Here is a 22,611-nt window from a genome sequence, read left to right on the forward strand (position 1 = left end):
GACACCACTTCAACCGGGGGAATTGAAATGATCGCTACCATCCTAGACACCGGCTTCCGCATCGACGAAACCCTGCGGGCGAGGATCGCCGGCTTCAACCGCCGCGACGACGTCGCCACGCTGATCCGCCCCGGCGGCATCGGCATCGAACTGGGCGTCGCCGCGGGCGATTTCTCGCAGCGCATCTTCGAGCGTTCGCAGATCGGCTACCTGTTCAGCGTCGATGCCTGGGCGGGCGACCGCGGCCACGGCACCGCGCAGTACATGGAGGCGATCGTGCGCCTCAACGCCTACCGCGACCGCAACTCGATCCTGCGCATGCGCTTCGACGAGGCCTCGCACCTGTTCGGCGAGAACTCGCTCGATTTCATCTATGTCGACGGCTACGCCCACAACGGCGAGGAAGGCGGCAAGACCTTCTGGGAATGGTACCCCAAGCTCAAGCAGGGCGGCATCATCGCCGGCGACGACTACCATGCCGACTGGCCGCTGGTGGTCTCGGCGGTCGACGACTTCGTCGCCCGCAACGGCCTCGAACTTTTCGTGATCGAATGCAGCGAGGACAGCTGGAACTCGCGCTACCCGACCTGGTTCGCGTTCAAGCCCTGAGCCCCCGGAGTCGCCGTCGATGAGCGCCGCCATCGTCATCCCCGCCCGCTTCGGCTCCTCCCGCCTGCCGGGAAAGCCCATGCTGGCGATTGCCGGCATGACCATGCTGGAGCGGGTCTGGCGCATCGCCAGCGCCGTTCCCGGCGTCTCGCGCGTGGTGATCTGCACCGAGGACCGCCGCATCGCCGAGCACGCCGCCGTGTTCGGCGGCGAGGCGGTGCTGACGTCGCCGACCTGCCGCAACGGCACCGAGCGCATGGCCGAGGCGGCGGCAAGCGCGGGCATCACCGAAACCGCGCTCATCAACCTCCAGGGCGATGCGGTGCTGACGCCGCCGTGGGTCCTGGCGGCAATGGTCGCGGAATTCGCAGGCGCCAGCGATACCGCGGCCGACAGCGAGCCGGACTTCGACATCGTCACCCCGGCGGTCGCGCTCGGCAAGGACGAACTGGCCGCGTTCAAGGCCCACAAGGCAGTCGCCCCCGCCAGCGGCACTACCGTGACGTTCGACCGGCACCGCAATGCGCTCTACTTTTCCAAGCAGATCATCCCCTTCGTGCGCACGGCGGGAATGGCGCCGGTCTATCGCCACATCGGCCTCTACGGCTTCACCGCCAGGAGCCTTGCCCGCTATGTCGCGCTGCCGCCCTCGCCGCTCGAACTGACCGAGGGGCTGGAGCAATTGCGCGCGCTCGAAAACGGCATGACCATCCGTGTCGTCCCGGTCGACTACCGGGGCCGCACCCATGCCTCGGTCGATGCGCCCGAAGATGTGCCGCTGGTCGAGGCGATCATCGCCCGCGAAGGCGAACTGGCGCGCTGACATGCGGCTGATCCTCGCCCGCCACGGCAACACCTTCGGCCCCGAAGACCGCGTCGTCTGGGTCGGCGCCCGCAGCGACCTGCCGCTGGTCGGCAAGGGCCGCGCACAGGCCGCCGCCATCGGCAAGGCCCTCCTGTCGCGCGGCATGGTGCCCACACGCATCCATGCCGGGCCGCTGCAACGCACGGTGCAGACCGCCGCCATCGCCGCCGAGGCCATGGGGCTCTGCGCCGCTGCGCTGACCATCGCCCCCGAACTGCGCGAGATCGACTATGGCTGCTGGGAAGGCCGCTCCAACGCCGAGATCCGCGCAGCGCACGGCGACAGGGCCATCGACGGCTGGCAGCAGGACAGCCGGTTTCCGCAAGGCTTCGGCTGGAGCCCGCCAGAGGGCGAGATCCGCGCCCAGTGGCAGGCCTTCCTCGCCCGCCTGGTGCTGGACCGCGACGAGACCGTGCTGGTGGTTTCCAGCAACGGCATCTACCGGGTCATCGCGCAAGGCTTCGGCATCCCCGCAGCCGCTGCCAAGATGGATACCGGAGCGCTTTCCGTCCTGCATCTCTCCCAAGACCGGATCGCGGTCGCGTGCTGGAACGCGGCGCCCGGCGATCTCCCCCATTCCTGACAGCAAAGCAGCATGACCATGGCCCCTGTCCCGCCCCGCAGCTTCACCATCCGCGACGACATCGAGATCGGCGGCGACGCGCCCTTCGTGCTGATCGCCGGCCCTTGCCAGATCGAGGGCCGCGACCACGCGCTGTTCATGGCCGAACGGATCGCCGAGGCCTGCGCCCCGACCGGCACCCGCTTCGTCTACAAGTCGAGCTTCGACAAGGCCAACCGCTCCTCGCTGTCCACCGCGCGCGGCGTCGGACTGGAGGAAGGGCTCGCGGTGCTCGACGCGGTCAGGCAGGGTTTCGGCTGCCCGGTGCTCACCGACGTCCACGAAGCCGCGCAGTGCGAGGCGGTGAAGGACGTGGCGGACGTGATCCAGATCCCCGCCTTCCTCTGCCGCCAGACCGACCTGCTGCTTGCCGCCGGCGCCACCGGGCGCGTCGTCAACGTCAAGAAAGGCCAGTTCCTCGCCCCCTGGGACATGCAGAACGTCGCCGACAAGATCGCCAGCACCGGCAACGAGCGGATCATCCTGTGCGACCGGGGTACCAGCTTCGGCTACAACACCCTGGTATCGGACTTTCGCGGCCTGCCGATCATGGCGCGCACCGGCTACCCGGTGATGTTCGACGCCACCCACAGCGTCCAGCAACCCGGCGGCCTTGGCGCGACTTCGGGCGGACAGCGCGAATTCGCGCCGGTGCTGGCTCGCGCCGCCTGTGCGGTGGGGGTTTCGGCAGTGTTCATCGAGACTCACGAAGATCCGGACAATGCCCCCTCGGACGGGCCCAACATGATCCCGATCGGCGAGATGAAGACCCTCATCGGCACCTTGCGGGCGCTCGATGCCATCGCCAAGGGCCTCGGCTGAATTTCATGCCTTGCCCTGCAGCCTGAACGCCAAACCATAACAAAGAGGCATGAGCGATGTCGACGGCGGGGCTTCAAGGGCGTAGCCTGGGCCTCGATACCGGGGGCTGGAACTGCACCGGAGGCCCAGCATGCCCAACGCCCACAACGCCATCGCCACGGTATCCCTGCGCGGGACGCTGGAGGAAAAGCTCAAGGCCGCCGCCGATGCCGGGTTCGCATCCGTCGAGATCTTCGAAAACGACCTGATCGGCTCGGCCCTGCGCCCCGCGCAAGTGCGCGCGATGATGGCGGACCTCGGCATCCGCTGCTCGCTCTACCAGCCGTTCCGCGATTTCGAAGGCATGCCCGGCGCGCTACGCCAGCGCGCCATGGACCGCGCCGAGCGCAAGTTCGACCTAATGGCCGAACTCGATACCGACCGCATCCTCGTCTGCTCCAACTGCTCGCCCCACGCGCTGGGCGAGCGCGAGCGTATCGTCGACGACTTCCGGGACCTTGGCGAACGGGCCGCCGCGCGCGGCATCCTGGTCGGTTACGAAGCGCTTGCCTGGGGCCGCCACGTCAACGACCACCGCGAGGCCTGGTCGATCGTCAAGGAGGTCGATCACCCCGCCATCGGCATCATCCTCGACAGCTTCCATTCGCTCTCGCGCCGCATCCCGAGCGAAAGCATCCGCGAGATCCCCGGCGACAAGATCGTCTACGTCCAGCTCGCCGACGCCCCGCTGCTCGACATGGACCTGCTCTACTGGAGCCGCCACTTCCGCAACCTGCCGGGGCAAGGCGGACTGGACCTGCCCGGCTACGTCGCCGAGATCCTGCGCACCGGCTATCGGGGCCCGCTCTCGCTGGAAATCTTCAACGACCGCTTCCGCTCGACCTCCTCGCGCCTGGTGGCGCAGGACGGCCACCGCTCGCTCGAATACGTACGCGATGCCGCCCGGCGCCTGCTTGGCCAGCCGGCCGACATCCCCCCGCCACAGCCGCCGCTGGGCGCCGAGTTCGTGGAATTCACCGCCGCCGGAGAAGACGCCGCCCGCCTTGGCGCGACTTTCGCATCGCTTGGGTTCAGCGAGATCGGCCGCCACCGCACCAAGAAAGTCACCCGCTGGCGGCAGGGCAACGTCAACCTTGTCATCAATGCCGAGGCCAAGGGCTTCGCCAAGTCCTATCGCATCGTCCACGGCCCCTCGATCTGCGCGATCGGCGTACGGGTGAAGGACGCCGAGGCGGTGATGCGTCGCGCCGCCGCGCTGGGCATCCGCGCCTATAGCCAGGAAGGCCGTCCCGGCCGCATGGCAATGCCGGCGCTGCGCGGCGTGGGCGGCAGCCTTGTCTACCTTGTCGAGGATGACGGCGCCGAAGCGCTCTGGGCCCGCGAGTTCGAAGCCCGCCCGCAGCCGGAATCCGGCAGCGAGGCCGAAACCGCAGCGCGCGTGCGCGACATCGACCACCTCGCCGCCGTCGTCCACAACGACGAGTTCCTCTCGTGGCAGCTCTATTGGCGCGCGCTGTTCGGCCTTGAAGGCCGCGATGCCAACGACGTGATAGATCCCTCCGGCCTTGTCCATAGCCAGGCGCTGCAATCACCCGACGGCACTTTCCGCCTCACCCTCAACGCTTCCGACGCGCGCGAGACGCTGTCCTCGCGCTTCCTGGCACAAGGCATGGGCGGCGGCTTCCAGCACGTGGCGATCACCTGCGACGACATCATGGCCACCGCCGCCGAGACCCGCGCCCGCGGCGCCGCGATGCTGGAGATCCCCGCCAACTACTACGACGACCTCGTCGCCCGTTTCGGCTTCGACGACGCGGCCGCGAGGCGCATGCAGCAGGGCGGCGTGCTCTACGACGAGGACGGCTCCGGCAATACCTACCGCCAGCTCTACAGCCGCGCCTTCGACAAGCTGTTCTTCTTCGAGTTCGTAGAACGCGGGGGAACTTACGCCGGTTACGGAGCGCCCAATGCCGGGATCAGGCTGGCCGCGCAAAACCGGTTCCGGGCACCGGAAGCCGTGGCGGAATAGGCGGGCGGCCGTTTCAGACCGAGGCTGGGGGCCATGCCCCCTGCCCTTACGCCGCCGCGAAGTCCGCCAGCATCCGCCGACTGTCCGGCTCGCGCGCCGTGAACAGCGCAAAGGCGTGCGCCGCCTGCATCACCGCCATGCCGCCGCCGTTGAGCGTCGCGCAGCCGATCGCCTTTGCCGCCAGCAGCAATTGCGTTTCGAGCGGGAAATAGATCACGTCCGAGACCCACATGCGCGGCTCCAGCAAGGCCGGATCGAATGGCAGGCCGGGATGGCTGAGCATGCCGACGGGCGATGCCTGCACGGCGCCATCGACCCCGGCCAGCGCCGCGGCGGGCGACGCCGCCGCCACGACCTCGGCCTCGGGGAACAACGCGCCCAGCCGGGCGGCCAGCGCTTGCACGCGGTCGCTCGCCGGATCGAAGATGGCCAGCCGCCGCGCGCCAAGGTCGAGATGGGCATAGCCCACTGCCGCCGCGGCGCCGCCCGCACCGATCATCGCCACCTTGCCGCGCGGCAGCACGCCCAGTCCGGCCAGGAAATGCGCGCGGTAGCCCGACCAGTCGGTATTGTCGCCATAAGTCCGGCCGTCCCGGAACAGCACGGTATTGACCGCGCCGAGCCGCACGGCGGCATCGGACAGTTCATCGAGCAGGGGCACCACCGCCTGCTTGAAGGGATGGGTGACGTTGACCCCGTCGAACCCGAGCGAGGCCAGCATGGCGAGGAACTGGCCGAGATCCCCGGCTCCGAAACCCACGGCCTCGCTTTCGAGAATGCGATAGACCATCGGCAGGCCCAGTGCGCGGGCTTCGCGCTCATGCATCTCGGGGCTGCGCGATCCGCCGATACCCGAGCCGACAAGGCCGCAGAGGATGGACGCGCGGGCGGGCGCCGAAACGGCGACAGGGGGCTGCAACATGATTTCGGTCCTTGGGACGTGTTCTGAAACGGCGGCGGGGCAAATGCCTGGGATATGTCCCAGGCATTCCGTCAGCCCTTGGCGGGCAACCTGATGAAGGTGACGCAGATCCCCGCCACGACCGCGGGAACCGCGAAGATCGCGAAGATCACCGGCAACGGCACCTTCTCGGCGAGCAGCACACCGCCCAGTATCGGGCCGATCACGGCACCGATGCGCCCCACGCCCATCGCCCAGCCGAGCCCGGTGCTGCGCACGGAAGGCGGGTAGAAGCTGGTGGCGAGCGGATAGCAGCCATTGAAGCCGCCCTGGATGAAGGCGCCGATCAGGAAGGCGACCAGCAGCGTCGCCGCGATCGGCATGGCGATGGCGCCAAAGACGACCAGCGCCGCCGCCGCGCAGACCATAAAGACGAGGATCAGGCGGCGCAGGTCGACATGGGTGGCGATCAGGCCCAGCGCGGTGATGCCGACAAAGGCACCGATGTTGTAGACCGCGCCCGCATAGATCGCCTGCGTGGCGGGCAGGCCGGCCTCCACCGCCAGCTTGGGGATCCAGCTGATCACGAAATAGAGCGTCATGAAACCGAAGATGGTCGCCATCCACAGCAGGATCGTACCGGCACGGCGCCCTTCGCCCAGCACCCCGCGCAGGCCGACGTCGCCGCGCTCGGCCACGCGGCGCTCGGGCAGCGCCTCCAGCGGATCGCGACCGAGCGAGACCAGCAGCCGGTTGACCTGCGGCAGGGCGCCGCGCGGCTGGCGGGAGAGGAGGAAGTCGATGGATTCGGGCAGCAGCACCCAGACCAGCGGCAGCGAGACCGTGCACAGGATCGCCGCGCCCAGCAGCATGGCCTGCCAGCCGTGAACGTCGATCTGGCGCGCAACGATGAAGCCGGTCAGCGTCGCACCCACGGGATAACCCGCCTGCAGGAATCCGACCGCAAACGTGCGGTACCTGGCCGGCGCATATTCGGCGGTCAACGCCGCCATCGTCGCCAGCACGGTGCCGATCCCGATGCCCACGAGGAAACGCGAGGCGACGAGCTCGGCAATGCTGGTGGCCAGTGCCGAGCCGAACATCGCGGTCGCCATCATCACCAACGAGGCGATGATCAGCTTGCGGCGGCCAAAGCGGTCGGCCATCGGCGCGACCAGCAAGCCGCCCGCAGCCATGCCGGCAAGGCTGGAGCTGAACACCACGCCCAGGCTCTCCGGGCTGATCTTCCAGTCGGCCGACAGCGCCGGCGCGATGTAGGAGAGGATCAGCACGTCCATGCCGTCGAGCATGTTGAGCACGAAGCAGACCGCCACGACAAGGATCTGCCGCGCAGTCCAGCCATCGGCATCCGACGCCACGGGCTTGCCACTGACAGTCACGTAAGGGCGCACGGACACCGATCCGGCTGCGGAATATGTCGCCATGGTCTTGCCTCTTCCCATGTTCGGCCGTGCTTGACCGCACGACCTGTTTTCTCCGGCGAACCGATGCCGGACTCGCGCCCCGCGATCATTCTTCCCGTCGCGGACACAAGCAGGGTGTTGTAAGGCCCGCGGCTTTGCCAGTGCGCATGGTGTGGTCGATCATACCGTTATGTTATGTACCGGAGGGACGCCGCGCCCTGGGCAGATTGAGCAGGATATTGCGCGCGATTTCCTCGAAAGTCTCGCCGATGATGGGCCGCGCCGCCTCGATGTTGCGGCTGATGTAGACCGGCAGCACACCCGGCGCGTCGAACTCCAGAAAGCGCACGCTATCGGCATGGGCCTGCATCGCGGTGAAGCTGTCGACCAGCGCCAGCCCCATCCCATTGGCGACAAATGCCACCGCCGTTTCGGCAAAACGCACGTAAGTGGCGACTTCCAACTCCTCCCCCGCCGCGGCGTACATCTCCGCGATGATGCGCCCGTGCGGGGTATCATGACGGAACGACTGGATGCGCTCGCCGCGAATATCGGCCACCGAGATGCGCGCCCGCCCGACCAGCGGGTGATCGGCTGGCACCGCGCAGACCATCCGCCCGCTGCCGATGCGACTCGAGAGTACGTTGGGGTGGTCGATGGGGAATACCGTCAGGGCATAGTCCCCGCGCTGAAGCGCCAGATAGTCGTCCGCCTGCTCGACCGAGAGAATGTCGAACTGGATGGTGAGACCGGGATAGTTCGCGGTCAGCCGCGAGAGCATCTGCGGCACCACCGAATGCCCGAGCGAGGGCGAGGCGCCAACCCGGAAGGTGCGGTCGCTGCCCTTGGCGAGGCGCTGCACGACATGTTCGAGATCGGCGAAGCCCTTGTAGACATGCTCGATTTCCTCGAACAGCGCGCGCGCCTCCTGCGTGGGCACCAACCGGCCGCGCGTGCGGTCGAACAGGCGGAAGCGCAGCCGGTCCTCGATATGCGCGAGCATGCGGCTGAGCCCGGGCTGGGACGTCCCCAACATGCGCGCCGCCCCGCTCACCGTCTTGGTGATCATGACGGCGCGAAAAATCTCGATCTGCCTGATCGTCAGCATGGCTCCGGCTAGCACGCGGCGGGAGCCGGGCCAATCCGGCTGATGATGTGTCTGAAAATCCGGACGGACCGGAAAGACTGGCGGAGCGGGAGGGATTCGAACCCTCGATACGCTTTTGACGTATACTCACTTTCCAGGCGAGCGCCTTCGACCACTCGGCCACCGCTCCGCATGCACTGGAGACGCGCGCCCTAGCGTGCGCGAAAGGCTTTCGCAAGCGTTCGTGGCATGCCATCACACAAGAATGCGCAAAATCCTTTTGGCCTCCGTGCTTTCCGCCTGTTTGACCGCCTTCATTCCCGCAGCGCAGGGCGCCCCGCCTCCTGCTGCGCCGCAGACGCCCGCCGATATCGTCGCCAAGGCCCCTGCCGCCGAGTGGAAGAGAATCGCGCCGTCCGACCTGCTGGTCATGGACCTTGCCGCCGATGCCGCCGGACACCCGCGCCGCGTGGTGATCCAACTGATGCCGGCGCCCTTCTCGCAAGGCTGGGTGGGCAATATCCGCAAGCTGGTCGCCGCACGCTGGTACGACGGCATCGCGGTCGTGCGCGTGCAGGACAACTACGTCGTCCAGTGGGGCGATCCCGATGGCGAGACGCCGGGGAAGGCCAAGCCGCTCCCCAAGGGCCTGGCGCCAGTTCCGCAGAGTGAATACGTCGCCCCCGCCAGGGGACTGCCGAAAGACGCGAACGGCGGTGACGATGCATATGCCCCTCGCAATGGCTTCTCGGCAGGATGGCCGATCGCCGGCAACGAACAGGCATCGTGGCCCATCCACTGCTACGGCATGGTCGGCGTCGGCCGCAACATGGCCCCCGATACCGGCACCGGGGCCGAGCTTTACGTCGTCAACGGGCAGGCTCCGCGCCAGCTCGACCGCAATGTCGCGCTCGTGGGCCGGGTGATCTCGGGTATGGAGAACCTCTCCGCCCTGCCGCGCGGCACCGGTGACATGGGCTTCTACAAGACCGCGCAGGAACGTGTGCCGATCCTTTCGGTGCGCATGGGCAATGAAGTGCCCGGCCTGCCCGGCTACGAATACCTCTCGACCGAGAGCCAGAGCTTCGCCGCCTATGCCGGCAAGCGCGCCAACCGGAAGGACGATTTCTATATCCAGCCGGCCGGCGGCGTGGACGTCTGCAACGTTCCCGTGCCGATCCGGGAGGTCATGTGAACGGCGAGATCGGCGGCGAGCAGCTGACCTACACCGGTACGCTCTGGCGCTGGACCGGCGGGGCGAACGGGGGCACCTGGCACTTCCTCACCATTGGCGGCGAGGCGGGCGAAGCATTGTCCGGCACCGCGCTGATGCGCAAGCTGGAGGGCGTCTCGCGCGGGTTCGGCTCGCTCAAGGTCAAGGCGCGGATCGGCGACAGCACCTTTGCCACCTCGGTCTTTCCCAGCAAGTCCGACGGTGGCTGGCTGCTGCCGGTCAAGGCCAGCGTGCGCAAGGCCGAGGGAGTGGGCGAAGGCGACGAAGTGACCGTCGCCCTCACCTACTGAGCCTCGCGCCTCAGAGTCTTTGGGCCTCGGCCACGGCCTCGCTGGCGCGCAGGGCGCCGACGATACGGGTAAGGTGCGCAAGGTCGCCCACTTCGAGATCCACCTCGTACGTGCCGAAAGGCTCGTCGCGCTGGACCATCTGCAGGTTGGTGACGTTGGCCCGGTTCGAGGCGAGGATCTGCGTCACTTCCGCCAGCGTGCCGGGGCGGTTGTAGAGCACCAGTTGCAGGCGGCCGACCGCGCCAGTGGTCCGTTCGCCCCACGAAAGGTCGAGCCAGTCGGCATCGACACCGTTGGCCAGCGTCAGACAGTCGATCGTGTGGACTTCCACCTTGTGGTCGGGGCGGCGCAGGCCGACGATGCGGTCGCCCGGAACCGGGTGGCAGCAATCGGCCAGTTCGAAGCCCATGCCCGGGGTCAGCCCGCGGATCGAAATGGCGCGTTCGGTGTGGGTCCATTCCGGCTCGTCGCCCAGATCGGCGGTGCTGCCCGGGACCAGCGCTTCCATCACCTGCCGGTCGGTCAGCCGCGCTGAACCGATCGCGAACATGAAGTCTTCCTCGTCGCGCATGTCGAGGCGCTGGATCGCCGCGTCGATCGCCTTCTTGCCGATGCGGCCGGGCAGGCGCCCGGCGATCTCGTCGAGCAGCTTGGCGCCGATCTCGGCGACTTCGGCGCGCTCCTTGGCGCGCACCGCGCGGCGGATCGAGGCCCGCGCCTTGCCGGTGACGACAAAGCCCAGCCAGGACAGCTGCGGTTCGGAATTGGGGGTCTTGATGATCTCCACCACGTCGCCGTTGGCCAGCCGCGTGCGCAGCGGCATGTGGCGCCCGTTGATCTTCACGCCCACCGTCGCGTTGCCGAGATTGGTGTGCACGGCATAGGCGAAGTCCACCGCCGTCGAGCCCTTGGGCAGCTGGAACAGCGCGCCCTTGGGGGTAAAGGCGAAGATGCGATCCTGGTAGATCGCCATCTTGGTGTTTTCGAGCAGTTCCTCGGCGTCGTGGCTGGCATCGACGATCTCGATCAGGTCGCGCAGCCAGCCGACCTGCCCGTCTGGCCGGGCACCGCCCTGCTTGTAGGCCCAGTGCGCGGCGAGGCCGAATTCGTTGGTGCTGTGCATCTCGCGCGTGCGGATCTGCACTTCCATGCGCATCGAACGCTCGAAGATCAGCGCGGTATGGAGCGACTGGTAACCGTTCGACTTGGGCGTCGAGATATAGTCCTTGAAACGCCCCGGGATCATCTGCCAGGCGGTGTGCAGCACGCCGAGCGCCTTGTAGCATTCCTCGACATTGTCGGTGAGCACGCGGAAGGCCATGATGTCGGTGATCTGCTCGAAGGTCACATGGCGTTCGGCCATCTTGCGCCAGATCGAGTAAGGGTGCTTCTCGCGGCCCGAGACCTCCACGTTGAGCCCGGCCTCGGCCAGCACCTGCTTGATCGACAGCGCGATCGCATCGACCTGCCCGCCTTCCTGGCTGCGGATCTGGGCGAGGCGGCCGGTGATCGTGGCATAACCTTCAGGCTCCAGTTGCTCGAAGGCGAGCATCTGCATCTCGCGCATGTATTCGTACATGCCCACGCGCTCGGCCAGCGGCGCGTAGATATCCATGGTCTCGCGGGCGATGCGGCGGCGCTTGTCCTCCTTCTTGATGTAGTGGAGGGTGCGCATGTTGTGCAGGCGGTCGGCCAGCTTGACCAGCAGCACGCGCAAGTCCTCGCTCATCGCGAGCAGGAACTTGCGCAGGTTTTCGGCCGCACGCTCGTTTTCGGTCATCACCTCGATCTTGGAGAGCTTGGTGACGCCGTCGACCAGCCGGGCGACATCGGGCCCGAACAGCTTCTCTATCTCCTCGATCGTCGCTAGCGTGTCTTCCACGGTATCGTGGAGCAGCGCGGTGATGATCGTCTGCTGATCGAGCTTCAGTTCGGTCATCAGCCCCGCGACTTCGACCGGGTGGCTGAAATAGGGGTCCCCCGAGGCGCGTTTCTGGGTTCCGTGTTTCTGTACGGTGTAGACGTAAGCACGGTTGAGCAAGGCTTCATCAGCCTGGGGCGCGTATTCCTTGACGCGTTCGACGAGTTCGTATTGGCGCAGCATTTCCCGGCCAGCATGTCAGGATTTTTCGCAGCGCGACAAGAGGGCATGGCGGCATGTGCAATATTTGCATGCGCGCTCCTCCCGCCGGACAAGACGGCGCGCGGCCGATACGCCGCAATCGTTTACACAGGGGGTTTCTCCATAACCCGTTTAAATGCGCGGGAAGACGGTGCGGGCAGGATCGCCCTGGCCTTGCAAAGCGCCCCGCTCTTCGGCGGGTGCGGTCGGTACCCGCAAGGCGGGAGGCGCACGGACATGGGAAGCAATCTCGACATGGCGATCTACGCATCGATACTGGGCATGAGCGACCGGGAGATCGCCGAGGCCGCGCTGCTGCCGCAAGCCCCCCCAGCCCCGACCCCGACCCCGCGCCGGGCCCGCGAACCGCGCCTGAGGACACTGATCCGCGCCACCGTCGTCGTCACCCCCGATCCGGCGGCGGACCTCCATGCCCGCCATCCGGCAGTGCCGCGCGGCGAGGGCGGCAGGGCGCTCCACGGCGCCATGCCCGGGCAATTTCACGAGGGCATGCTGACCCTCGTGCGCAATGTCTCGGAGCACGGCATGTGCCTGGTCATGCGCGACACGGCGCCGATGCGCGGGAAAAGCCTCTGCGTCTATCTGCCCGACGGCCAGGCGCTGCGCGGCGAGGTCCGCTGGAACGAGCGGCGGGCCTGCGGGGTGGAACTGGCCGACATGCTCGATGTCCCCACCCTGGTGGCGACGACCCAGCGGCGGCACGATCCCGTCTGTGCGGCGCTGGACGAACGCTTCGACATGAGCTTGCGGCCGCCGCCGTTCGAACCGGCACCGATGCGTTTCTGCTGACGCAGGGGCATCTTACCCCGAAGCGCCGCTTTCAGATGATCCCGGCGTTCCCCACCACCCAGCAGGCCAGCGCCATCACCAGGCCAAGGTCGCGGTTGGAGCGGAAACGGGCCAGCGCATTGTCGCCGTCCGCAGTGTCGAGCGTAACGACCTGGAACGCCAGATGCAGCGCCACCGGCACGAGCCCGACCATCGCCACCCAGTCATGGCGCAGCATCCAGAACGCCAGCGCCCAGAACGCCACGGCAATCGTGTAGAATCCCGCCACGCCGCCGCGCACATGCGTCCCCATGCGCAAGGCAGAAGAGCGGATGCCGACAAGCGCGTCGTCCTCGCGGTCCTGAATGGCGTAAATCGTGTCATAACCGATGCACCAGGCGATCGCCCCGGCATAGAGCGCCGCCAGCACTTCGAGATGATCGCTGCGGATCTCTACCCAGCCGACCAGCGCCCCCCAGGTGAAGACCATGCCAAGCCAGGCCTGCGGCCACCAGGTGATCCGCTTCATGAAGGGATAGGCCGCCACCAGCGCCACGCTGCCGAGCGAGACCAGTTGCGCCATCGGGCGCAGTTGCACCAGCACCACCAGCCCCACCGCGCAGAGCGCCAGCAGCCAGACCCATGCCGCGCGGGGGCTGACCATGCCGCTGGCGATCGGCCGCTGGGCGGTGCGCGCAACCTTGCGGTCGAGATCGGCGTCGACGATGTCGTTATAGACGCAGCCCGCACCGCGCATCGCGATGGAGCCGGCCAGCAGCCACAGGATCAGGCCCCAGCGGGCTTCCCCGCCCGCCAGCAGCACGCCCCAGGCACAAGGCCAGAACAGCAGCCACCAGCCGATCGGCCGGTCGAACCGCGCCAGCATCGCGAAGGCGCGCGGCAGCGGCGGCAAGGCCGAAACGAGGCCGCGATGTTCGGTATCCGGGACGAGAAGAGAGTCGCTCACGCGATGCGGGCTACTCCATAAGCACCGCGCTGTCATGCAAGAACGTGACAATTACACACGGGGCGGCGTTGCACCCGGCAGGCGAACGCGCAACAAGGGCGCCTCGTCGTTTCCAGGGGAACCAAACGAAGATGCGCAAAACCAAGGTCGCCGTTTCCACCGCACTGGCCGCCAGTGCCCTGCTGCTTGCCGCTGCGCCGGCATGCGCCGCCGATGACGCGCCGGTCACCCCGGCCGGCAAGGAAGCGCTCGCCATCCTCAAGGAAGCGATCGAGACGCCCACCGTCGCCGGGCGCGGGCAAGTGCCAAAGCTGGCTGCCAGCCTCAAGGCGCGCCTTGTCGCGGCCGGCTTTGCCGAAGGCGACGTGACCTTCACGCCGCTGGGCGAGACCGGCTACTTCACCGCCCGCTATCCCGGCCGCGACCGCAAGGCGAAGCCACTGGTGGTGATCGCCCATATGGACGTGGTGGAGGCCAAGCCCTCCGACTGGGAGCGCGACCCCTTCAAGGCCGTGATCGAGAACGGCTACGTCTTCGGCCGCGGCGCGCGTGACAACAAGGGCGACCTGTCGATGATCGTGGCCGCCGTAATGGAACTGAAGCGCGCTGGCTGGGTGCCCGCGCGCGACATCGTCATCGGCTTCTCGGGCGACGAGGAAACCCAGATGGCCACCACCAGGGCCATGGCCGACGCGCTGTCCAATGCCGCGCTCGTGCTCAACGGCGATTCCGGCGGCGGCGAACTCGATACCGGCGGCAAGCCCTTCGTCTACTCGATCCAGGCGGGCGAGAAGACCTATGCCGACTACACGCTCTCGCTCACCGATCCCGGCGGCCACTCCAGCCGCCCCGGCGCCACCAACCCGATCGCGGCGATGGGCGCGGCGGCGGACAAGGTCTGGACCTACAAGTTCCCGGTACAATTGAGCCCGCTGACCAAGGCCTACCTCGAAGGATCGGCCAAGGTCGCCCCCGCCGACGTGGCGCCTGCCATGCGTGCCTTCGCCGCCGATCCGAACGATGCCGCTGCCGCCGCAACGCTCTCGGCCAGGCGCGAGTATGTCGGCGTCATCCGCACGACCTGCGTGCCGACGATGATCAAGGGCGGCCATGCCCCGAACGCGCTACCGCAATCGGTGGAGGCCAACATCAATTGCCGCATCTTCCCCGGCACGACCCGCGCCTCGGTGCAGGCGACGCTGGCCGGGGTGATCGGCGACCCGGCGATCAAAATCGCCTTCAAGGACAACGGCACGCTCGAATCCATCGAATCGCCGCTGCGTCCCGATGTGCTGGCCGCGGTCGAAAAGGCCGTTCACGAACGCGCACCGGGCCTCGCCATCGTGCCGGGCATGAGCGCGGGCGCCACCGATTCGATGCATTTCCGCGCCAAGGGCATCCCCGCCTTCGGCGTTTCCGCCAGCTTCATGCGGGCCGAGGACAGCTTTTCCCACGGTTTGAACGAGCGCCTGCCGCTCGCGACGCTTGATCCCGGCGTCAAGCAGTGGGAATCGCTGCTCAAGTCGCTCGCGAAGTAACACGACGCCGGCCAAGGAAGGAACGGAGTTCAAGATGGGTGCCACCCCCGCCTGGCCGCCGCGTTCGGCGCCGCGCCTCTTCGTGAGCGGTCCGCTCGCCCAGGGCCAGACCGTCACCATCGAAGGCGGCCAGGCGCACTATCTGGCCAAGGTCATGCGCGTCGCCCCCGGCGACGCGGTGATCCTGTGCGACGACAAGACCGGCGAATGGGCCGGCGAAGTGACCTCGGCAGGCAAGCGCGACGTCGTGCTGACATTGCGCGACCGCCTGCGCGAGCGTGAGGCGGTGCCCGACTTCTGGCTCTGCGCCGCGCTGCTGAAAAAGCCGAACTTCGACCTGGTGCTGGAAAAGGCCACCGAACTGGGCGTGGCGACGATCCAGCCGATGGTCACCCGCCGCTGCGTGGCCGACAAGCTCAATGCCGAGCGCGCGCTCACCATCGTCACCGAAGCCGCCGAACAGTGCGCCCGCACCGCCCTGCCGCACGTGGCCGAGCCGAAAAAACTCGAAGCCCTGCTGCGCGACTGGCCCGAAGACCGCGCACTGTTCTTCGCCGACGAGACCGGCGGCGAACCCGCCGCCGCGCAGTTCACCGCGCACAAGGGCCCGGCGGCGCTGCTGGTGGGGCCGGAAGGCGGCTTCGACGAGGAGGAACGCGCCATGGTCCGCGCCCATCCGATGGCCCGCGCGATCACGCTAGGCCCGCGGATCCTGCGCGGCGAGACCGCCAGCATCGGGGCCACTGCGTTGTGGATGGCGATCGCCGGCGACTGGTAAGCCGCAATCCCGCTAAAAACGCCCGAAAACCTTGCCTCCCGCGCAAAAGAAACCGAGCGGTACAAAAAGTTCTAGCGTCCGGCCCGAAGGCACTCTACCTCCGCGCCCATGAGCACCCGTGAGGTTTCGGATCGCGACGATCCGATCGTCGAAAGCCTGGACCAACTTGCCGCGCCGATGGCCGCGGGCGAAAAGCCGCGCGAGGCGTGGCGGATCGGGACCGAGCACGAGAAATTCGTCTACGACACCGCAGATCACCACGCCCCCTCGTACGGCGAGCAGGGCGGCATCCGCGATCTGCTGAACGCGCTGACCCAGTTCGGGTGGGAGCCGATCATCGAGGGTGACAACGTCATTGCCATGAAGGGCAGCGACGGCACCGTCAGCCTGGAACCGGCAGGCCAGCTCGAACTGTCCGGCGCGCCGCTGGAAAACCTGCACCAGACTTGCGCCGAAACCGGCCGCCACCTCGCCCAGGTCAAGACCATCGGCGATCACATCGGCAAGGCCTACCTCGGCCTCGGCATGTGGCCCGACAAGACCCGCGCCGCGCTGCCGATCATGCCCAAGGGCCGCTACGACATCATGCTGCGCCACATGCCGCGCGTGGGCACGATGGGCCTCGACATGATGCTGCGCACCTGCACCATCCAGGTCAACCTCGACTATTCGAGCGAGGCGGACATGGTGAAGAAGTTCCGCACCAGCCTTGCCCTGCAACCGCTGGCGACCGCGCTGTTCGCGAACTCCCCCTTCACCGAGGGCAAGCCCAACGGCTTCCTTTCCTACCGCAGCCACATCTGGTCGGACACCGATCCCGCGCGCACCGGCATGCTGCCCTTCGTGTTCGAGGACGGCTTCGGTTACGAGCGTTATGTCGACTACATGCTCGACGTGCCGATGTATTTCGTGTTCCGCGAGGGCAAGTACATCGACGCCGCCGGCCTTTCGTTCCGTGACTTCCTGAAGGGTGAGCTTTCGGTGCTCCCCGGCGAGAAGCCACGCCTCTCGGACTGGCAGGACCACCTTTCCACCGCCTTCCCCGAAGTGCGGCTCAAGTCCTTCCTCGAAATGCGCGGCGCCGATGGCGGTCCGTGGGGCCGCATCTGCGCCCTGCCGGCGTTCTGGGTCGGCCTGCTCTACGACCAGACCGCGCTCGACGCGGCGTGGGACCTGGTCAAGGACTGGGACATGGAAGGCCGCGAGGAACTGCGCAATTCGGTGCCCAAGCTGGCGCTGGACGCACCCTTGCCGGGCGGCGGCACGCTGCGCGATATTGCCGGCGAAGTGCTGAACATCTCCCGTTCGGGCCTCGCCGCGCGCGCACGCCTCAATGCGGGCGGCGACAACGAGACCGGCTATCTGGAACCGCTGGCCGAGATCGTCGCCTCCGGCAAGGTCCCGGCGCAGCGCCTGCTCGACCTCTACAATGGCGAATGGGGCGGCGATCTGTCGAAGATCTACGCGCTGAAGAGCTTCTGAGAGTTACGGGATGGCCTCGCCGGCTCCGGCGAGGCCATCCCCCTTCCCGCTCAGGCTGAGCTTGTCGAAGCCTCCTGAGGCGGAGCATTATGGCTCACATCCTTCGACAGGCCCAGGATGAACGGTGGGTCAGGCAGGCAGGGCAGTCCTCACTCTGCCGCCTCTGGCTCCCGCATCCGCGGCCGCAGCTTTTCGCCCAGCCGCGTCAGCGTCCGGGTGATCAGCGCGTTCTGCTCCATCCAGGCGTGATAGGCGCGGTACTTGGCGTCTTCGGCCAGCAGGTGCGCTTCCTCGGTCCGCGCCCGCCAGTAGTAGATCGCGCTCACCAGTCCGAGCAGCACGGTGTTGCGCACCATGTCCGTCATCGCATGGCTGGTAACCAGGAACGGCAGCGTCGAGAGCCACCAGAACAGGTTCTTCGACAAGTAGGCCGGATGCCGGGTGAAGCGGTAGGGGCCGTTCGTCACCACGCCGCGATAGGTGAGGTTGGAGAAACGCAGGCCGAACGCAAACGTCGCCCAGGCGTAAAGCGCGGTCAGCGTGACCAGCAGCCCCGCCCATGCCCAGAGCAGCGCCGGATGCCCCTGCATCCAGTAGGCCCAGCCCGGCGTGTTGACCTCGTAGCCCAGCACGTCCGAACGCCCCATCATGCCCCATACGAAGGGCGGATAGCACAGCAGCGCCGCCAGCCAGCCGGCCAGCAGCGGATTGCCGCTGCGGATATGCGCATCGAGCGGCCGGAAGGTGAAGATGTAGCCGACGGTGCCGATCTGCACGTCGACCAGGAACAGCCCCGCGATCACCGTGGAGCCGAGCAGTACCGGATTTCCGGTCATGCCGGCAAAGTCGGCGCTGACCACTTGCGCAAAGCCGCCGGGCAGGATCGAGATCATGAAGGCGCCGAAAAACGCCTTGATCGCCCAGGCCCGCCCATGGCGCCTGACCTGCTCCCCGTGCCAGGCCTCGCGCCCGATCAGCATCGCCCCGAAGTGCCAGGCGCCGTCGCGCGGCTGGATCAGGTAGCGGTCCAGCCAGAACACATAAGGGATCGAGAGCAGCAGCAACGGCACCGCCGCCGCGCCGATCACTTCCATCGCGAAAAGATAGGCCCCGTCCCAGTACCAGCGGCCGATGCAGTAATAGCCAGCGATCAGCGCCCAGGTCGCCCAGAGCCCGGCCAGCTTGGTGATCGAGACATCCGCCGTTTCCGCGACCGGCCGCTTGCGGCTCCAGTCGATCCCGGTCGAGGGGCGAAGGTGCACCTTGTCGACCAGCAGCGACCACAGGCTCATCGCCGTGCCGGTAAACAGCAGCGTGGCCACGGCGGCATAAGGTCCGCTCATCGGCGCGTGGGGACCGGGCAGCGACAGCGCATCGGCGATGTCCGCCCACTGGCGGCAGACAAGGAGCCAGACGGCCAGCGCCGCAAGGCCGACAAGGCCGACGCCCGCGGATACGTCGCTGGGCGGTCTGGAAGCTGCTGTGTTCATCGCCCAAGGCCTAGCGCGGATTGGTTAAAACGCCAGAAAACTCGCACCGGACGCAAAAGGCCGCCGGCACCGGGGGTGCCGACGGCCTTTTGACCCATGTCCGAACCGGCTCTCAGCGGTAGGCGCTGATCAGGCCCGAATCGTCGAGCACGTAGAGCGTCTGGTTGGCGACGACCGGTGCCAGCGAGATCGGATCCTTGAGATCGAGATACTTCGAAAACACCCCGGTGCCCGGATCGACCGTACCCAGTTCGCCGCGCGAATTGCCGATCCACAGCTTGTTGCCGGCCAGCACCGGGCCGACCCAGAAGATCGGGCCCTTGCGCTTCTTGACGTTGTGGTAGCGCGACAGCTGCGTCAGCCAGCGGACCTTGCCGCTGGTCCGGGCGATCGCGAGGATCTCGGCGTGGTCGTCCAGCGTGAACAGCCAGTCACCCACGATCGCGGGCGTCGAGATGCCGGCAAGGTTCAATTCCCAGATGCGCTGGCCGGTGACCAGTTCGTAGGCGGCCATGCGGCCGCCCTGGCCCAGCGCGTAGACCCGGCCGCGATCGATGATCGGATCCGCGTCGACGTCGGTGAGGCTGCCCACTTCGGTGGCGATCGAGGTGCGCGCAAGCGCGTCCGACCACAGCTGGCGGCCGTTCTCGTACCGGTAGGCAACCAGTTCGCCCGAAGCGTAACCCGCGATCACGGTGCCCTGGCCTGCCGCCGGGGCGGCAACGCCGAACACGCCCGACTGCGTGAGCGAGCCGGATTCGTTCCACAGCACCGCGCCATCGGCATCGTTGAGCGCGAAGATCTGGTTGTCCTGGCTCATGACGTAGACGGCGTTGAAACCGATCGTCGGCGAGCCGCGCAGCGGGCCGCCCGGCTTCTTCGACCAGATCTGGCTGCCGTCCGCGGCATTGAGCGCGGCCACTTCGCCGACACCGGTGGTGACGTAAAGCTTGCTGCCGTCAACACTGACGCCGCCGCCGAACACCGACTTGGCGCCATTGCCCGAAACCGCGAAGCTCTTGGTCCACAGCTGCGCGCCGCTCTGCGCGTCGAAGGCGTGTACCACACCCTCGGTATCCATCACGAAGAGCTTGCCGCCGCTGACGACCGGCGCCGCGGCCAGGCGCTGGCGGGTGGTCGAACCGGCGATCTGCGCGGTCCAGACGCGCGAGGGGCTGTCGGCCAGCGCGAGGTGGCCGTAGGACTTGCCGGCATTGCCGCCGCCCTGGGCCCATTCGCTGTTGGCCGAGGCCGGCGGCAGGATCACCGCCACCGAATCGAGCGAGGGATCGACCTTGGCACCGCTCTCGATGCGCGAGAGGATCGGCGTGCGTTCACCCACCGTCGGCGTCTTGGCGCGCCCCTTGCCATCGCTCTTGCAGCCCGAAAGGCCGGCGACCAGCGCCAGCGCGACCAGCGAGGCGACACCGAGCTGACGGCGCGTTTTCATGCGATTGTTCTCACCCGACATTGTCATTCTCCGGCAGGCGCGGGGGCGGCTTCGCCCGCCCGCTGCACGATCTTGGCCTTGGCGAGCGGCTCGCCGTTCTCGTCGACGACATCGTCGACGGCATCGACGCCCAGCACCGCGGCCAGCTGGCGCGCACGGCTGCGCAGCCCGTCCTCGACCTGATCGTCCTTGGCGATCGCGGCGAACAGCGGTCCCGCCTGATCGGTCTTGTTCATCTTGATATAGGCCATGCCGACCAGTTCGCCGGCCGCACCGAACCAGGGATTGCCCGGGGCGGCATAAGGCTTGAGCTTGGCCACCACGTCTGCGGGCTTCATCGCGTCGAAATTGGCCGCGACACCGCGAATCGCGGCAAGGTCACGCAGCGGCTGCGGCGCCTTGGCGTCGTTCTCGACCTGGGCATAGAGCTTGAGCGCCTCGCCCTGCTGCTTCTGCTGGAGCGCGATGCCCGCCAGCAGCAGCCTGGCCGAAGTGGCGCTGCCGTCCGAACCGCTGTCGGCGATCGGCTGGAGCTTCTTCTTCGCGTCGTCGAGATTCTGCGACTTCAGCGCGTCGATCGCCTGGACCATGGCTTCGGAATTGGCCGCGACGGCCTGCTCCTGCTGGTGCTTCCAGAACAGCCAGCCGGCAAAGGCGGCCAGGCCGACCAGTACCGCCGCCAGCAGCGGCAGGCCGAAACGCTTGAAAAAGCCCTCCATCTGGTCGCTGCGCAGGGCGTCGTCGACCTCGCGCAGGAAGACGTTCTGCTCGGCGGCGTGGCGCTGAGCGGAAGCGGAATTGGAAGTCGTGCTATCGGAAGGAGGCAGGGCCAATTTGCGGGCGCTTTCTGCGGATGTCTGAATGGTTGCCGGGCTGTTTAGCGAATGGTGGCGGGTTTTCAACGACGATCTGGGAATGATGGGGGGTGAACGTCCGGGCGTGAAGGCTGCCTGAACGGAGTTCCTGCCCGCGTTATGACGGGATTTCCCGCCCCATCGCCTGCCCGTAGACGTGCCGGTAGGCCGCGATCATGGCGGCTTCCTCGTATTCGGCCTGGGCCCGCGCGCGGTTGGCCGCGCCGATCCGGGCGCGCAGGGCCGGATCCTGCGCCAGCGTGACGAGGGCATCGGCAAGGCCCGCTTCATCTCCACCCGCCGCGATGTAGGGGCGGTTCTCGGCCGCGACCATGTCCGGCACATCGCCCACCGCAGGCGCGGCCACCGGCAAGCCCGCCGCCATCGCCTCGACGACCGAGATCGGAAACTGCTCGCTTTTCGAGGACAGCGCAAAAAGATCGAACAGCCCCACCGCATGCGAGGGATCGGCCACGAAGCCCGGCAGGTGGACGCGCCCGGCCAGCCCCAGCCGCTCGGCTTCGGCCAGAATCGCCCCGCGTTCGGGCCCCTCGCCGAGAATCACCAGCTTCCAAGGTTGCGGCAGGGGCGCAAAGGCCCGCACCAGCCGCGGCAGGTCCTTGACCGGACGCAGCCCTGCCAGCGTGCCCAGCCAGCGCTCGCCCTCGCCTTTGACGATGCCGGGCAGCACGTCCGGACGGGGACGCTCGATGAAGGCGCCGCAGTCGATGCCGTTGGGAATGAAATGCAGCCGCCGCGCCGGCTGATGCCAGGCCGCCCGCGCGATTCCCTCCAGCCGCCGCGAGGGCACGACCAGCGCCGAGGCGCGCGCCAGCGCGATCCGGCGATAGAGATTGCGCGCGGTCTTGAGCCCGTCCGCTTCGTCCTCGTTGAAGCCGTCTTCGTGATGGACCAGCGGGGGCAATTGCAGCAGCCCGCCATAGAGCCGGTGCGCCAGAACCGCGTCCATCGCGCCCCAGTTGTAGGTCAGCACGAGGTCATGGCCCTGCATCGCCTGCGCCAGCTGCCACAGCCGCGCGGGCGTGGGACGCCCCTGCAGGCTGGGGAAGGCCTGCGGGAAACCGACGTCGAGCGCCGGGTCGATCACTACCGCCGCGCCCATCGCGCCCGGCTGCGCCGAGACCACCTCGTGCGCGGCCACGCGCCCGAAGGCGTTCATCAGCCGCACCGCGCGCAGTTCCTTGCCGCCCGCCGCGAAGCTCGAATGGAGGTGCAGGATGCGCAAGATCGTCCGGGT

General features: G+C 67.6%; 20 protein-coding genes and 1 tRNA gene. 11 read left to right on the plus strand and 10 right to left on the minus strand.

The window, feature by feature from the left end; all coding sequences use genetic code 11:
- Positions 1–27: 27 nt before the first annotated feature.
- The 5 genes from DM450_RS13630 to DM450_RS13650 all read left to right on the plus strand — a co-directional run bounded on the left by DM450_RS13630 (position 28) and on the right by DM450_RS13650 (position 4,947).
- Positions 28–609, plus strand: coding sequence for a class I SAM-dependent methyltransferase (locus DM450_RS13630; RefSeq protein WP_142635643.1), 582 nt, complete (start codon positions 28–30; stop codon positions 607–609).
- Positions 610–628: 19 nt separating this feature from the next.
- Positions 629–1,432 carry a 3-deoxy-manno-octulosonate cytidylyltransferase gene (locus DM450_RS13635; RefSeq protein ID WP_142635645.1) on the plus strand — a complete coding sequence of 268 codons (804 nt, stop codon included), beginning with the start codon at positions 629–631 and terminating at the stop codon, positions 1,430–1,432.
- Between the two features lies 1 nt (position 1,433).
- Positions 1,434–2,057, plus strand: coding sequence for a histidine phosphatase family protein (locus DM450_RS13640; protein ID WP_185928611.1), 624 nt, complete (start codon positions 1,434–1,436; stop codon positions 2,055–2,057).
- Positions 2,058–2,075: 18 nt separating this feature from the next.
- Positions 2,076–2,918 carry a 3-deoxy-8-phosphooctulonate synthase gene (gene kdsA / locus DM450_RS13645; protein WP_142637910.1) on the plus strand — a complete coding sequence of 281 codons (843 nt, stop codon included), beginning with the start codon at positions 2,076–2,078 and terminating at the stop codon, positions 2,916–2,918.
- Positions 2,919–3,048: 130 nt separating this feature from the next.
- Positions 3,049–4,947: a bifunctional sugar phosphate isomerase/epimerase/4-hydroxyphenylpyruvate dioxygenase family protein gene (locus tag DM450_RS13650; RefSeq protein ID WP_142635649.1), complete on the plus strand. Its 1,899-nt coding sequence runs from the start codon at positions 3,049–3,051 to the stop codon at positions 4,945–4,947.
- A 46-nt stretch (positions 4,948–4,993) separates the two neighbouring features.
- Here the strand turns inward: DM450_RS13650 and DM450_RS13655 are convergent, their stop codons facing one another.
- From DM450_RS13655 to DM450_RS13670, 4 genes are all read right to left on the minus strand, one after another.
- Positions 4,994–5,869 carry a shikimate dehydrogenase gene (locus DM450_RS13655; RefSeq protein ID WP_142635651.1) on the minus strand — a complete coding sequence of 292 codons (876 nt, stop codon included), beginning with the start codon at positions 5,867–5,869 and terminating at the stop codon, positions 4,994–4,996.
- A 71-nt stretch (positions 5,870–5,940) separates the two neighbouring features.
- Positions 5,941–7,293: an MFS transporter gene (locus DM450_RS13660; protein ID WP_142635653.1), complete on the minus strand. Its 1,353-nt coding sequence runs from the start codon at positions 7,291–7,293 to the stop codon at positions 5,941–5,943.
- Between the two features lie 172 nt (positions 7,294–7,465).
- The gene (locus DM450_RS13665) at positions 7,466–8,380 is read right to left on the minus strand and encodes a LysR family transcriptional regulator (protein ID WP_142635655.1); all 915 of its coding nucleotides are present in this window, start codon (positions 8,378–8,380) and stop codon (positions 7,466–7,468) included.
- A gap of 78 nt (positions 8,381–8,458) precedes the next feature.
- Positions 8,459–8,549, minus strand: a tRNA-Ser gene (locus DM450_RS13670).
- Between the two features lie 75 nt (positions 8,550–8,624).
- Between DM450_RS13670 and DM450_RS13675 the strand changes: the two genes are divergently transcribed.
- Complete coding sequence (locus DM450_RS13675) at positions 8,625–9,554, plus strand: peptidylprolyl isomerase (protein WP_142635657.1); 930 nt, start codon at positions 8,625–8,627, stop codon at positions 9,552–9,554.
- On the plus strand, positions 9,551–9,883 hold the full coding sequence (locus DM450_RS13680) for a DUF1905 domain-containing protein (protein WP_242526023.1): 333 nt from the start codon (positions 9,551–9,553) through the stop codon (positions 9,881–9,883). Before DM450_RS13675 ends, DM450_RS13680 begins: the two co-directional genes overlap by 4 nt.
- 10 nt (positions 9,884–9,893) lie before the next feature.
- Here DM450_RS13680 and DM450_RS13685 read toward each other — a convergent pair whose 3' ends face one another.
- Positions 9,894–11,987: a RelA/SpoT family protein gene (locus DM450_RS13685; RefSeq protein WP_142635659.1), complete on the minus strand. Its 2,094-nt coding sequence runs from the start codon at positions 11,985–11,987 to the stop codon at positions 9,894–9,896.
- A 255-nt stretch (positions 11,988–12,242) separates the two neighbouring features.
- On the opposite strand from DM450_RS13685, the gene DM450_RS13690 reads away from it, so the two are divergent.
- Positions 12,243–12,815, plus strand: a complete 573-nt coding sequence (locus DM450_RS13690; RefSeq protein ID WP_142635661.1) for a hypothetical protein — start codon at positions 12,243–12,245, stop codon at positions 12,813–12,815.
- Positions 12,816–12,846: 31 nt separating this feature from the next.
- Here DM450_RS13690 and ubiA read toward each other — a convergent pair whose 3' ends face one another.
- Positions 12,847–13,797, minus strand: a complete 951-nt coding sequence (gene ubiA, locus DM450_RS13695; protein ID WP_409529341.1) for a 4-hydroxybenzoate octaprenyltransferase — start codon at positions 13,795–13,797, stop codon at positions 12,847–12,849.
- 95 nt (positions 13,798–13,892) lie between these two features.
- Between ubiA and DM450_RS13700 the strand changes: the two genes are divergently transcribed.
- The 3 genes from DM450_RS13700 to DM450_RS13710 all read left to right on the plus strand — a co-directional run bounded on the left by DM450_RS13700 (position 13,893) and on the right by DM450_RS13710 (position 17,559).
- Complete coding sequence (locus tag DM450_RS13700) at positions 13,893–15,299, plus strand: M20/M25/M40 family metallo-hydrolase (protein WP_142635665.1); 1,407 nt, start codon at positions 13,893–13,895, stop codon at positions 15,297–15,299.
- Between the two features lie 34 nt (positions 15,300–15,333).
- Positions 15,334–16,077, plus strand: coding sequence for a 16S rRNA (uracil(1498)-N(3))-methyltransferase (locus tag DM450_RS13705; protein WP_142635667.1), 744 nt, complete (start codon positions 15,334–15,336; stop codon positions 16,075–16,077).
- A 108-nt stretch (positions 16,078–16,185) separates the two neighbouring features.
- Complete coding sequence (locus tag DM450_RS13710) at positions 16,186–17,559, plus strand: glutamate--cysteine ligase (RefSeq protein WP_142635669.1); 1,374 nt, start codon at positions 16,186–16,188, stop codon at positions 17,557–17,559.
- 149 nt (positions 17,560–17,708) lie between these two features.
- On the opposite strand, the gene DM450_RS13715 is transcribed toward DM450_RS13710, so the two are convergent.
- The 4 genes from DM450_RS13715 to DM450_RS13730 all read right to left on the minus strand — a co-directional run bounded on the left by DM450_RS13715 (position 17,709) and on the right by DM450_RS13730 (position 22,599).
- Complete coding sequence (locus DM450_RS13715) at positions 17,709–19,049, minus strand: methyltransferase family protein (RefSeq protein ID WP_142635671.1); 1,341 nt, start codon at positions 19,047–19,049, stop codon at positions 17,709–17,711.
- A 112-nt stretch (positions 19,050–19,161) separates the two neighbouring features.
- Positions 19,162–20,499 (minus strand): PQQ-binding-like beta-propeller repeat protein, encoded by a 1,338-nt coding sequence (locus DM450_RS13720; RefSeq protein ID WP_260609863.1) that lies wholly within the window; start codon positions 20,497–20,499, stop codon positions 19,162–19,164.
- A gap of 23 nt (positions 20,500–20,522) precedes the next feature.
- A complete protein-coding gene (locus DM450_RS13725) occupies positions 20,523–21,332 on the minus strand; it encodes a tetratricopeptide repeat protein (RefSeq protein WP_142635674.1) in 810 nt (269 codons plus the stop codon).
- A 139-nt stretch (positions 21,333–21,471) separates the two neighbouring features.
- Positions 21,472–22,599, minus strand: coding sequence for a glycosyltransferase family 4 protein (locus DM450_RS13730; RefSeq protein WP_242526021.1), 1,128 nt, complete (start codon positions 22,597–22,599; stop codon positions 21,472–21,474).
- Between the last annotated feature and the right edge of the window lie 12 nt (positions 22,600–22,611).

Origin of the sequence: Sphingomonas sp. IC081 (genome assembly GCF_006874585.1) — a bacterium.
Taxonomy (GTDB): domain Bacteria; phylum Pseudomonadota; class Alphaproteobacteria; order Sphingomonadales; family Sphingomonadaceae; genus Novosphingobium.